Genomic DNA, 12,324 nt, shown 5'->3' on the forward strand with positions numbered 1-12,324 from the left:
TCAGACGGGTCCTTTGAAAACATCCTTCTTCAGACCGGCGTGCGGCGGGAAGATATCGCCGCGCCCGGGACGGCCATCCCGCATGCCGATATCGCGCAGCATGTGATCGGAGAAATCCCCGGCATTGACGGTGATTGGCACGGATGGCCTTGCCAGCGCCCGTCTCAGGGTTGTGAACCAACCCCAGCGGGATCCGGGGTTGTCGATGGATGTGCAGTGTGATGGTGAGGGATTCATGACCTCAACTCCGTTTGGTATGCGACGTTCATGTCTTGGGTGGGGATTCAATGCGCCTGTTCGCGCTTGTTTTCCAACAAAACGGCGAGTATGATTCATAAGTACCCCTTATGGATCATACCGATGAATCTTCCGCCCCTTGCCGCTATCCGTGTCTTCGAGGCTGCCGCCCGCCATGGCAATTTCACCAAGGCGGCGGAGGAACTCGGCATGACGCAGGCGGCCGTCAGCTACCAGATCAAACTGCTGGAAGAGCGGGTGGGATCGCCGCTGTTTTTGCGGCTGCCGCGCCAGGTTGTCCTGACGGAAATCGGGGCGCGGCTGGCCCCGGCAACGACGGAGGCATTTGAAATCCTGCGTGCGGCCTTTGCAACGACGCGCGAAAGTGCCGACGGTATCCTGACCATCGCCACGATTCCGACCTTTGCCGCCACATGGCTGGTACCGCGGCTGGGTTCGTTCCAGATGGAGAACCCCGCGCTGGCTGTCCGGCTGAAATCCGGCCGCGAAATGACGGATTTCGTGCGTCAGGAGGCGGATGTCGGCATTCGCAGCGGTACAAAGGAATGGGCCGGTCTTGTTTGCCACAAGCTCTTCCAGGCCAATTTCACCCCGATGCTGTCACCCGCCCTTGCCGCCTCGATTGGCGGCGTGAAGACACCGGCCGACCTGCTCAAACTGCCCATTCTCGATCCCAGCGACCCATGGTGGAACATCTGGTTCAGCCTGGTTGGCATCGAAAAGCCGGCCCTGCGCGGCGACCTGCGCAACCGGCTGGGCGACCAGCATCTGGAAGGGCGGGCGGTGCTGGCCGGACAGGGCGTGGGCATATTGACACCCTTCTTCTTCCAGCCGGAGCTGCAACAAGGACAGCTTATCCAACCCTTCGATATTGTGGGATCGTCCGAGCACGCCTACTGGCTGGTTTATCCGGAGGCGCGGCGGAATGTTCCGAAAATCCGCGCGTTCCGCGACTGGATGCTGGGGCAGCTCGGCGAGGCAACGGCGTAGGTGTGACAATAGTGTCGCGAAGCGAGCAATACCCAAACACCTTTTAGCAGATTTAAAACGCCTGCTGAAAGAGCACAAATAATCCGATAACGACTAAACTAAAACCCGCTGCCCTGACCAATCCAAGACGAACACGCGACGTTAAGAACTTGCTCCCGTAAGCCGCCGCGAAGATATAAGCAAAGTCTGTCAATAGCCCCACAACCAAGAAACATACCCCTAGAACTGCAAATTGCACTTCAAATGATTTTTCAGACGATATGAACTGCGGCAACAATGTAATAAAAAAAAGAATGCCTTTTGGATTGAGGGCAGTGGTCAAGAAACCGGTTACAAATTGTTGCCATCCCCACCCTCCTGACATTGCGACGCTGTTGATCTCTCTGTTTGAGACGAACATCGTTACTCCCAGAAGGACCAAATACATACCGCCCCCGATCCTAATAATATCAAGCATGAGCGCGGAAGTAGACAACGCAGCGGTTGCGATCGCGAAAGCTGCTATTATCAATGTCGTGTCGCCGATAAAAATTCCGGGCATAAGATAAATTGCCCTTCTGGGCCCATATGCGATGCTTGTCGTCACCAATAATGAAACGGTCGGCCCAGGACTTGCGGTTTGTATTCCTGCTACCAGAAGAAAAGATAACCAAACGGAAAGTGTCATCGAATTCCCCTGTCTTCGTCGAATTTTGCCAGCGACAAAGGGGTATCAACATAGACATATTCGTTGGGAATGGCCGGCTGCCCCAACAAAATTATTAACCTCTCGATATTCTTTATGTTATTTCCTGCAACTAATGTGTAAAAGTTACCGCTATTCCAAGTGATGCAACAATTCGTAAAACGTCTGGAGACTGCCGCAGCCATTTCACTAAGCGTACATTGATTCCGGCCCATTACAGTCAAGACATCCCGCGCTTTATTTTCGATTTCACTACGTTTGAAGAATCTAGCTTTAAAGCCATAATCCTTTTGACGCTCACGCTTGATATATTCGTCAGCACAATCATGATGAAATTTTTCTACAAAAAGGAACAGACCATCCGGCTTCAGATGCTGACTTACAAACTCAATCTGCCCCACGCGATTGGCCGAATACATCTGGAAGGTGGTATCTTCTAGAATAATATCGAACCCGGCCTCAAAACGAAGCAGATCACGATCCGCCCTCAATGTTTCTTTCGTCAAGCGATGAAATGACCCAAGGAAGAACTGCGCGTTGGGAGGCATTCCATACGCACAAAAACTGTCAAAATTTTCCCTATTTGGACTGCATGATAGCGTCTCAATTACGCCGTCTGCCAATTCTGAAATTACCCGCGCCATGGTCCCTTCAGCGGTACCCAAGGTATAGACTTTAAGCGAAGATATTTTTGGAGTTAGCTCAAGTCCATAGGAAAGGATTGCAGTCCCTAGACGGCATTCTTCCTCTAGTCGATAGGGAATGCTGCTGTGATAATGAAGATCAAATGGACCACATCTTTGAGAATGTAACTCTATAAATTTTCCTAAAAGGCTATTGCTTTCAAACAGTCTCCGATCAACTCTTGGTTTGTGAATTGGTTGGCCCGTTTTCCCTGCGGCGGTATTCGCAAAAAATCCTGCTAATTGATTAAGTCGCGGAGCACGGTCACATTCTTCGATGAACGCTGCAAAGCTATCCATTTTCTTACTCTGACCTTGTTATTTGGACAGCATTCCTCAGCGCGGTTTTTTGATACCCAATATGGCTTTGCCTGCTCCTAACCAGTGTAGTCCGAAAACTTGGCGCAGCTTATGAATGTTCAGAAAGCGTTGAGACAGCCTCGAAATGTCCTGCCCTAAAAAGTGATTAAAACTAAACGAAAAATTTATAAATTATTAATAGCAGCAATAATCAGCACACGATAAATCCAAGAAATCTTGATCGCAAGACCAAACTTGCGATCAACAATTTTTCTAGTCCAACCAGCGGAACGAATGGCTAGAAGACTGCGAGATAGCGCAGCAGCGAGATAATGCCGATCACCACGACGATCACCTGGACGATCTGCTTGGCGCGGCCGTCAAGCGGCAGCATCTGGACGAGATAAAGCACAAGAAAGATCACCAGAACGGTGATCAAAAGGCTGATAAGAAGGGACATTGCAAGTTTCCTGTTTTCGGGATCGGAACAATCGTAGCGTGGCAAAACTCTTTGCTGGCTCTTTTTGTTCCATGAAAACGCCGCACCGCGCACGACCAGTATCCAGGCGCACCGCCAGCCGAGAATGCTGCGTACAATTTCGAACCACCGTGCATTGCATTGCCCGTTCAGTTGCTGATAGCTTCGCCATCATCCCCGTTTCCCAGGATTCTCCCCATGCGCTCGCTGTTTCATCTTGCCTACCATGTCCATGATCTCGACAAGGCGCGCGGCTTCTACGGCGACATCCTTGGCTGTGCGGAGGGGCGAAGCACCGACAGCTGGGTGGATTTCGATTTCTTCGGCCACCAGATCTCCCTGCATCTCGGCAAGCCGTTCGAAACGGCCAACACCGGCAAGGTCGGCGATCACATGGTGCCCATGCCGCATCTTGGCGTCATTCTGCCCCTCGAAGACTGGAATATTCTTGCGGAGCGGCTCCAAGGGGCAAAGGTCGACTTCGTCATGCCCCCGGTGGTGCGGTTCAAGGGTGAACCGGGCGAACAATGGACCATGTTCTTCCGCGATCCCTCGGGCAACCCGATTGAAGTGAAGGGCTTTGCCGATTTCGCCAGCGTCTACGCAAAATAGCGGGCATTATGGAATTCAAGCCATCAAACCTGAAGGCGGCGTTCTGGATGTCCGGGTCGCTGGCCGCCATTCTCATGATGGCGATCTCCGGCCGGGAGGCCTCGAAGGAACTCAACGTTTTTCAGATCATGGAAATGCGTTCCCTGATCGGGCTGGCCATGCTCTATCCGCTGATCCGGTCGTCCGGCGGCGTGCGCGCCATGAGGACCGGCCGCATCTGGCAGCATATCGGACGCAATACCGCCCATTATGCCGGCCAGTTCGCCTGGCTGCAGGCGCTGTCCATGATCCCGCTGGCGCAGGTGATCGCCATTGAATTCACCACACCGGCCTGGACGGCGGTCATGGCCGTCGCCTTTCTCGGCGAGCGGTTCAATCTCTGGCGCACGCTGACGATTCTCCTCGGCATCGTCGGCGTCGTCATCATCGTGCGCCCCGGCGTCGGGTCGATCGAAATGGGACAGCTGATCGTGCTCGGCGCGGCCTTCACGTTCGGTATTTCCTTCACCATGGTCAAATCCCTGACCCGCACGGAAAGCGTGGTGAAAATCATCTTCTGGATGCTGGTGATCCAGTCAGCCATCGGATTGCTGCCGGCGCTGCATGTCTGGCAGTGGCCGACCCTGCAGGCCTGGCCCTGGGTGGTGATTATCGCCTTCACCGGCACGTTCTCGCATTTCTGCATGGCGAAGGCCCTGCTCTATGCCGATGCCACCGTGGTGATCCCGATGGACTTTTTGCGCGTCCCGCTCATGGCCGTGCTGGGCTGGCTCATCTATGCGGAACGGATCGATATCTACACGGCGCTCGGCGCAGCCCTCATCCTGTCAGGCAACCTGCTGAATCTGAAAAACAAGAGCGTGCCGGCAAAGGCCGTACAAGCGGATTGAAACGTTTCATCCGCTTAAAGCCGCTGCAAGCCACGCTCAGGCCACGCCGAAAAGCGTCGGGGCATCGCCCACCTGCCATTTCGGATATTTCAGCATCACCGCGTCGAAGCGGCCGGATGACACGAATTCACCCAGCCACCGCTTCACATGCGGCCGGGCCAGCCCGCTCCACCAGTCCGCATCCACGCTGGCAAACTGCCGGACAAACGGCAGGATCGCCATGTCGGCAAGCGACGGCGTCGCGCGGAAGAGACAGCGCGACCAGGCCAGCCGTTCCTCGTATTCATCAAGAATTGCCACGGCTTTTTCGCGTTCCGCCAGCGGATCGGTTTTATCAAAGCGCGTGGGATATTTGTAGCGGTCAAGGCTGCGCTTGAACGGTCCGTCATTGCGCGCAATCCAGCCGCCATCATCCACCTCGAGCCAGTGTTCCGGATCGTGCCGGGTCAAGGCCCAGCGCATGATGTCGAGGCTTTCATCGATCACCGTGCCATCGGGGAGAAGCAGCATCGGCACCGTTCCGGACGGCGAGACGCCAAGAAATTCCGGTGCCTTGTCTCTCAAAACGATTTCCCTGAGTTCACAGAGCTGGTGCGCGGCCTGAATAGCAAGGCGCGCCCGCATGGCATAGGGACAGCGGCGAAAGGTATAAAGAACTGGCAAAGCATGTGTCATGGAAGGCCTCGGTTGACACAAGTTTTCATGAAACCGGCGCCGATAACAAGCTTCGCGCGTGAATTGCCTCGATCCATGAATTCAATTCATGATTATCCCGCTATATCACACGATTATCAATGGAATGCGCTTCGACCATATTCAGCGCAACCGGATTGCCATCCGTCATCATTCCATTCACGGGCCGGATCGACATCCCGCCTGCCATTTAAAGGACAAGACAATGCCTCTCGCACTTCTGGCGTTGACAATCAGCGCCTATGCCATCGGCACGACAGAATTCGTGATCGTCGGCCTTCTACCCACCGTTGCCGGCGATCTCGGCATCACCCTGCCGCTCGCCGGTCTCATCGTCAGCGTCTATGCGCTGGGCGTCACCTTCGGCGCACCGGTTCTGACCGCGCTCACCGGCAAGATCGAGCGCAAGCCGCTCCTGCTCGGGCTGATGGCGCTTTTCATCGTCGGCAATACCGCTGCCGCACTTTCGCCGACCTATGAACTCCTGCTCGTCGCCCGCGTGCTGAGCGCCTTCGCACATGGCGTGTTCTTCTCGGTTGGTGCCACCATTGCCGCCGATCTGGTCGCGCCCAACAAGCGCGCATCGGCCATCGCCATGATGTTCCTCGGCTTGACCGTCGCCATCGTCACCGGCGTTCCGCTTGGTACCTTCATCGGCCAGCAGCTGGGCTGGCGCGCAACATTCTGGGCGGTTGCCGCACTTGGCGTCATCGCGTTCGCCGCCATTGCCGTGCTTCTGCCCGCAACCATCGCCAAGGCCGCTCCCGCGCGCCTGATCGATCAGGTTCGCGTGCTGGGCAGCGGCCGCCTGCTGCTCGCCTTCGCCATGACCGCACTCGGCTATGGCGGGACCTTTGTGATGTTCACATTCCTTGCCCCGGTGCTGCAGGAAATCACCGGCTATGCAGGCTCGACGGTCAGTCTCATCCTCGTGCTGTATGGCCTGTCGATTGCCGTGGGCAATATGGTTGGCGGACGCGTTGCCGATGGCAACCCGGTTGGCGCGCTGGTTGTGATGTTTGCCCTGCAGGCTCTTGTGCTGGCCATCTTCACCTTCACGGCTGTCTCGCCGGTCTGGTCGCTGGTCACGCTGGCCGTGCTTGGTGCACTCTCCTTCTCGAATGTCCCCGGCCTGCAGCTTTACGTGGTGCAGCTGGCCAAGATCCATACGCCGGAAACCGTCGACGTTGCCTCGGCGCTCAACATCGCCGCGTTCAACCTTGGCATTGCCGGTGGTGCCTTCCTTGGCGGCATCATCGTGGCCTCCCCCCTCGGTCTTGGCGCAACACCGTGGGTCGGCGCCATTCTCGTGATCGGTGCCCTTGGCCTGACACTCTGGAGCCAGGCGCTTGACCGCCGTGCAGCAACGCAGGTTCTGGCGACTTGCTAGAGCGGTTTGCGGCGGGGTGACAGACCCTGCGATTTTGATAAAGTCCGCATGAGATTCGCAGGGAATTGATCATGCTGGCCGAAGTGATGCTGCCCCTGAAGCTGACATTCCGGCTGTGGCTGAAATACTGGCCACAGCTTTTTGCCGTCGTGCTGCTCGGGGTCATCGCCTCGCACATGCTCATGCAGTTGGCCGTCGATGCCGCCTACATCAATCACTACGCCGGTCTGGCAGTCCTGACGCTGGTGGCCCTTGCCCAACTCGTGACAACCGTTTCCATGATCCAGATCGTCCGGCCCGGCCTGCCGGCATTGAACGCGGCGCAGGAGAAAATCCAGACAGGAAACGATAGCGGCGATGCGCGCGGGGGATTTTCCGGATTGGCGGCCATGGTGTCGGTCGCGCTCATCCCGTTCTTTGCCTATTACGCCGCCTGGGGCTTTCTCGGCAATACGGTGCGGCAGTATTCGCGCACGGCTTTGGCGCAGATGCCCTTCGGCGAGAGTGGCGGCAATGTGCTTGACGTGCTGGATTCGAGATGGCTGCTCCTGTCCGTTGCGATCTCCTGGATCATCCGCAAGCTGGCAAAAGCCATGAAGGAAAAGACCGGCCGTTCCATCTGGCAGATCATCATGGTGGTGTGCGAGACAAACTGGGTTTTCATCGGCCTCTTCATCATCAGCCGCTGGAAGGATAGCTGGATGAAGGCCCTGAGCGAGGGCAATCTCTGGACCTATATCAAATCCCTGCTTGCCGGTCTGCCGGAGCTGGTCGCATCGGCCCATTCAGCAGCGCTCATACCCGTCGAACAGGTTCCCGAGACGTTCGGCACCGTCGCAATCGGCCTGTTCTTTTATGCGCTTATCCCGGTGATCTGGCTTGTGATGGTGGCCCTGGTCTATGGTTATAATGTGCGCGACGAAAAGGAACTTTTGCATCTGCACCGCCGCTTCGAACAGTTCGGCACGCGCTACGCATCGATCCCGAAATTCCTGCGCGACTTCATCGAACATTTCATCGGCGGCTATCGCTCGCGCTATCTGCCCATTGCCAATGGCGTCAAGCTGACCCTCAACTCCGGGCTGCTGCTCATCCTCACGCTGATCCTCGGATATCGTTTCATCGAATGGGCGGCCGCATGGATGTGGCTGGGGACCGCCCGGCTCATCGGTCCGCATTCGCTGGATATCTGGCAGGCTCTTTCCAACGGCGTCAGCTTCCTGTTTGGCAGTCCCCTGCAGGACTCCTCGACCGGAATACTGGTCGAACCGCTGCGCATCTGCTTTCTGGCGGCGATTCTGGAAACGGCGTTCTCGATGCGGCGCAATCCGCAGAGCGTAGAGGCGCAACCGGCCGCAGCCAGCAGCTAATCCTGCTATTCCGGACGGGCAAAACGCAAGTAATAGGGACGCTCGCTGCGCATGCCGATGGTCGGCCTCAACTCCCCAACGACATTGGCGGGGACAAGATAGGTCTCCTCGACCACCCGCCGCGTGCCCTGGCTGACCCCGGCAAAGATGGTGGAGGTGCAGGTTTCTATCCCCTCGGCAGGACGCGGCAGGCCCGGCACCGCTGCTGGCGACCAGGAGCGCCCGGATGCGTCCACAAGCCTGACCGAACACATCAGCCAGAGGTTTTTCAGGTCGGGATCACCGATTTCAACGATGAAACGCGCAATGACCGGAACAGCGTTTTGCGGCAGCGATCCGGGTTTTATGCCTTCGCTGACGGTGCGCAGTTCGATGAATTGCCAGTCGCTGCCGCCGTAGCGGGCACTCTGGCCGGCAGCGACGTCAACCGGCAGGAAATTGCCGCTTTTTCCCATTTCCCTGACATCGCTGTACGACATGACGAACAGCGCCAGAGGAACGAGCAGCACCAGTGCCCACAGGCTGCGCCGGCGCCAGCGGCGTTGCGAAAGATCCGGCGTCTGGTCAAGCGTGAGGGTCATGCAATCAGTTCCCTGAAACAGGCACGGGTTTTGAAAGATCATAACTGTCGGCTATCAGCGGCTGGCCGTCGTTGAACTTTCTGAAATCATCGATGGCGATGCGCGCCTCGGAATCAAGCCGCGGCACCATTTGACTGGATAGCGTGAACGTTGCCCCATTCACCTGATCCGGCAGGATTTCGAAGACGAACCGCACCTTCCTCGGCATGCCCGGATCAAGCATTGGCGGCATTTGACTGCTGAGCATCCCGACACGGTCGGTTTTTTCATACCGCAGGCCTGCAGGCCCAAGCCATGCGGCGGCAGCAACCGTTGTCGACGCGGCCGTCGCCGCCAATTCTGTTGTCGCAACCGCCCAAAGGCCCGATGTCGTCAGCGTCTTGCGTTGCCCATATTGCGTGAATGTCAGCTGGCGGGCAAAATCCACCTGCTCCAGCTTGAGGTCGACCAGCCGGGTATGAACCGTTTCATGCATCCGGCCATAGGCCGGGATGGGACCGGTCAAATCCATATAATGCGGCATTGTCCGCTGCATCGCATAGAGCACGATGACAGCAGCACATACCGCCAGAATATTGACGACCGGGCGCATCAGCCCTCTCCTCCGGCAAGGGCCAGACTGGCTTTGGCTGCCGTGTAAGCGTTGAACCATCCGGGCATGCCGTACAGATTATCGCGCGGTTTGAACTTCTCTGCCTCGATGCTGAAATCGATCCGGCCTTCAGGTGCCGCAGCCGCCGGCATCAACCAGACATAGGCCATTTTTTCCGCAAGACCCGGCTGGAGCGACGGCATCAGCGCGTCATCCCGCGCAAGATAGATCATCGGTTTTTCCGCCTTTGCCTCAATCGCGGGAGGCAGATGGACTGTGCCGTAATAGCCCTTGTCCGACCGCGCCGTCCGGTTCATCAGCTCGACCTCAAGAACCAGCGCCTTCTGATCCGGCTTTGGCGTGAGGCCATAGATTTTCTGATTCGTCACCCAGGCTTTCAGGGGCCTGATGCGCCACTTACCGGCATCAAACGGCTGTCCGGGAAGAATCTGGCTGACGGCTGCCTGCGGCTGCGCTTCAAAAACCCCGAGGGCTACCGCGACAGCCAGCGCGGCAAAGGTGCCGAGGCCGGCGGTTATCCAGGCGCGTGCCTTGCTGGAAAGATTGCGCACATAGGACCACATCGGGCGATCTTCCTCCGATCAGCGCCTTGTCATTGCGCTAAATTCTGAGTCGCATTCCGCAGAACCATGCAACGTATGCGCGCTGCATGGCAAGTCCTGCCGGTGTAGGGCGGATCAGCGCGAGGCGGCCATGGACAGATAGCTGTGAACCAGATCGACGACCTGCTGGTCGCGCGCTTTTGCCGTGTCGCCCCCCATCACCACCGCAACGAGCTTGCGTCCGTTGTCGTTGACCGATGTGACGATATTGAAGCCGGAGGCGCGCACATAGCCCGTCTTGATGCCGTCGGCGCCATTGAGCTTCGCCAGGACGCGGTTGTGGCCTTCAACGAGTTTCCCGTTGAACATGAACTCATGCAGTGAAAAATAATAATATTGCTGCGGGAAATGCCTGCGCAGTGCCATGCCGAGCAGCGCCATATCGCGGGCGGTGGTGACCTGCAGCGGATCGGGCAGGCCCGAGGCATTGTTGAATGTTGTGCCCTTCATGCCAAGCTGCCGGGCCTTGGCTGTCATCAATGCGGCAAACTGCGGTTCGGAGCCGCCAATGGCTTCCGCAAGCGCAACGGCGACATCATTGGCCGACTTGACCACGATTGCCTTGATCGCCGTATCCACATCGATGGACTGACCCGGCTTGAAGCCGAGCTTGCTCGGCGCCTGCGACGCCGCGTGGGCGGAAACGGGAATGACGGTATTCTTGGTGAGACGGCCGGATTCCAGCGCTTCGAATGTCAGGTACAGCGTCATCATCTTGGTCAGCGAGGCCGGTATGCGCGGAAGGTCGGCGCTGGCCTGGTACAGCACGGCACCGGTGCTGCCATCGACGACGATCGAAGCAGATTTTTCCGTGATGGAAGCGGGCACGGTGGTTGCAACCGGCTGCAGCGCCGACGTGGTAGTGCAACCGCTCGCCATGCCAACAACCAGAACAAACAATGCCACACATTTTGACATCAGCGACAGAGGGTGAAAAACACGCGGCACGTTCATTTGGCGGTCTGATTTCCAGAGATATCGATGTGAGGTCTTTAGCGCATCATTGTTAATAATCCGCTGCTCGGCCATCCTGTTAGCGGATTTCCGCCGCCAGACCAAGCGACAGCGTGACGGCAAATGGTCGCCGGGTGATCAAGCCGTCAGGAGGACCTTGACGCTGCGCGCAATGGGCGTGATCAGGCGCACCGGCGGGTGGCCGCGCATGGCTGAAAGAGGTCCGATAACCGCCCTGCAGGCCTGTGGAGACGGCATTTGTTACAGACTGTTGCGGAAAGTGATTGCCAGGGAAGCCGCCGAACAGGTTATGAGAAGAGATTAACAGGCCGTAAACGGTCGCTCAGAACTGGTGGACAATGGTTTCAAACATTCGATTGCTGCGCCCGCTGGCTTGTCTCGGTCTGGTGTTGACCCTGGCAGCCTGCGCCACGGCTAACCCGACATTGCCGACCAGCACAGCGTCGATTCCTGTCCCTGCGGCCGCGCCGCGTACCACCGCACTGACCGTGACCGGTGCGCCTGTGCAGATGGCCTATGCCGGCCCCGCCGCCAATCCGGCGGCGCTCGCAACCACCAATGCCACGGCACAGGTTGCCGTCACCGAGGCCCCCAAGGCTGCCGCACCGGCAAAGACTGAGACTTACGGGCCCCGTGTCGACAATCTGATTTCACAATACTCGGCTGCCTATGCTGTGCCGGAAGCGCTGGTGCGCCGCGTCGTCCACCGTGAAAGTCGCGGCCGCCCGGAAGCCCGCAACGGCAAGTATTGGGGCCTGATGCAAATTCTGCCGTCCACGGCGCGCGCCATGGGCCACAACGGCACCCCGAAGGATCTGCTCGATGCGGAAACCAACCTTAAATATGGCGTGAAATACCTGGCTGGTGCCTACAAGGTTGCCGACCGGAATTTTGACCGCGCCGTTCGCCTCTATGCCAGCGGCTATTACTACCAGGCCAAGCGCAAGGGCATGCTGGATGAAACCGGCCTGAAGGGCGGAACCACGCCCGTGCAGTCCACCCAGATCGCTTCGCTGCCCATGGCACCGGTGCCTGCGGTGAACCAGCCCGCCGCCACCGTGCAGACGGTGGCCTATCAGCCCGACCCGGCGCCTGTGCGTCCCGGCTTTATCGCCATTCCGGCGGATCGCCCCTACGGGTTATAGACCCCATCTAACAACGCCTAGTTGAATAATGAGCCGATTCATGGCGTTGTGTGCTCAAT

At 57.7% G+C, this 12,324-nt stretch carries 15 protein-coding genes; 6 read left to right on the top strand and 9 right to left on the bottom strand.

Features of this window, described 5'->3' with window-relative positions; all coding sequences use genetic code 11:
* Window positions 1–237: a hypothetical protein gene (locus C5750_RS26440; RefSeq protein WP_130502073.1), complete on the bottom strand. Its 237-nt coding sequence runs from the start codon at window positions 235–237 to the stop codon at window positions 1–3.
* A gap of 123 nt (window positions 238–360) precedes the next feature.
* Between C5750_RS26440 and C5750_RS24895 the strand changes: the two genes are divergently transcribed.
* Window positions 361–1,248, top strand: coding sequence for a LysR substrate-binding domain-containing protein (locus C5750_RS24895; RefSeq protein WP_105737895.1), 888 nt, complete (start codon window positions 361–363; stop codon window positions 1,246–1,248).
* 52 nt (window positions 1,249–1,300) lie between these two features.
* On the opposite strand, the gene C5750_RS24900 is transcribed toward C5750_RS24895, so the two are convergent.
* From C5750_RS24900 to C5750_RS24910, 3 genes are all read right to left on the bottom strand, one after another.
* The gene (locus tag C5750_RS24900; protein WP_105737897.1) at window positions 1,301–1,915 is read right to left on the bottom strand and encodes a LysE family translocator; all 615 of its coding nucleotides are present in this window, start codon (window positions 1,913–1,915) and stop codon (window positions 1,301–1,303) included.
* Window positions 1,912–2,916, bottom strand: coding sequence for a class I SAM-dependent methyltransferase (locus C5750_RS24905; RefSeq protein ID WP_105737899.1), 1,005 nt, complete (start codon window positions 2,914–2,916; stop codon window positions 1,912–1,914). The genes C5750_RS24900 and C5750_RS24905 overlap by 4 nt, the downstream gene beginning before the upstream one ends.
* Before the next feature lie 298 nt (window positions 2,917–3,214).
* Entirely contained in the window at window positions 3,215–3,376 is a 162-nt protein-coding gene (locus C5750_RS24910; protein ID WP_105737901.1) for a Thivi_2564 family membrane protein, read from the bottom strand.
* A 216-nt stretch (window positions 3,377–3,592) separates the two neighbouring features.
* Between C5750_RS24910 and C5750_RS24915 the strand changes: the two genes are divergently transcribed.
* Both C5750_RS24915 and C5750_RS24920 read left to right on the top strand, forming a co-directional pair.
* The gene (locus C5750_RS24915) at window positions 3,593–4,006 is read left to right on the top strand and encodes a VOC family protein (protein WP_105737903.1); all 414 of its coding nucleotides are present in this window, start codon (window positions 3,593–3,595) and stop codon (window positions 4,004–4,006) included.
* A gap of 8 nt (window positions 4,007–4,014) precedes the next feature.
* Window positions 4,015–4,896 (top strand): DMT family transporter, encoded by an 882-nt coding sequence (locus C5750_RS24920; protein ID WP_105737905.1) that lies wholly within the window; start codon window positions 4,015–4,017, stop codon window positions 4,894–4,896.
* Between the two features lie 36 nt (window positions 4,897–4,932).
* Here C5750_RS24920 and C5750_RS24925 read toward each other — a convergent pair whose 3' ends face one another.
* On the bottom strand, window positions 4,933–5,571 hold the full coding sequence (locus C5750_RS24925) for a glutathione S-transferase (RefSeq protein WP_105737907.1): 639 nt from the start codon (window positions 5,569–5,571) through the stop codon (window positions 4,933–4,935).
* A 223-nt stretch (window positions 5,572–5,794) separates the two neighbouring features.
* Between C5750_RS24925 and C5750_RS24930 the strand changes: the two genes are divergently transcribed.
* Together C5750_RS24930 and C5750_RS24935 are read left to right on the top strand one after the other, a co-directional pair.
* Window positions 5,795–6,979 (top strand): MFS transporter, encoded by a 1,185-nt coding sequence (locus C5750_RS24930; protein ID WP_105737909.1) that lies wholly within the window; start codon window positions 5,795–5,797, stop codon window positions 6,977–6,979.
* Window positions 6,980–7,050: 71 nt separating this feature from the next.
* Window positions 7,051–8,349, top strand: a complete 1,299-nt coding sequence (locus tag C5750_RS24935) for a hypothetical protein (protein ID WP_105737911.1) — start codon at window positions 7,051–7,053, stop codon at window positions 8,347–8,349.
* 5 nt (window positions 8,350–8,354) lie between these two features.
* Here C5750_RS24935 and C5750_RS24940 read toward each other — a convergent pair whose 3' ends face one another.
* The 4 genes from C5750_RS24940 to C5750_RS24955 form a co-directional block, all read right to left on the bottom strand.
* The gene (locus C5750_RS24940) at window positions 8,355–8,930 is read right to left on the bottom strand and encodes a hypothetical protein (protein ID WP_105737912.1); all 576 of its coding nucleotides are present in this window, start codon (window positions 8,928–8,930) and stop codon (window positions 8,355–8,357) included.
* Window positions 8,931–8,934: 4 nt separating this feature from the next.
* The gene (locus C5750_RS24945) at window positions 8,935–9,522 is read right to left on the bottom strand and encodes a hypothetical protein (RefSeq protein WP_105737914.1); all 588 of its coding nucleotides are present in this window, start codon (window positions 9,520–9,522) and stop codon (window positions 8,935–8,937) included.
* Window positions 9,522–10,106, bottom strand: a complete 585-nt coding sequence (locus C5750_RS24950) for a hypothetical protein (protein WP_105737916.1) — start codon at window positions 10,104–10,106, stop codon at window positions 9,522–9,524. Before C5750_RS24950 ends, C5750_RS24945 begins: the two co-directional genes overlap by 1 nt.
* A gap of 114 nt (window positions 10,107–10,220) precedes the next feature.
* Entirely contained in the window at window positions 10,221–11,024 is an 804-nt protein-coding gene (locus C5750_RS24955; RefSeq protein ID WP_245432930.1) for a D-alanyl-D-alanine carboxypeptidase family protein, read from the bottom strand.
* A 434-nt stretch (window positions 11,025–11,458) separates the two neighbouring features.
* On the opposite strand from C5750_RS24955, the gene C5750_RS24965 reads away from it, so the two are divergent.
* Entirely contained in the window at window positions 11,459–12,265 is an 807-nt protein-coding gene (locus C5750_RS24965; RefSeq protein WP_105737922.1) for a lytic transglycosylase domain-containing protein, read from the top strand.
* Window positions 12,266–12,324: the final 59 nt, after the last annotated feature.

The organism is Phyllobacterium myrsinacearum (genome assembly GCF_002980555.1).
In the GTDB taxonomy this organism is placed as follows: domain Bacteria; phylum Pseudomonadota; class Alphaproteobacteria; order Rhizobiales; family Rhizobiaceae; genus Phyllobacterium; species Phyllobacterium myrsinacearum.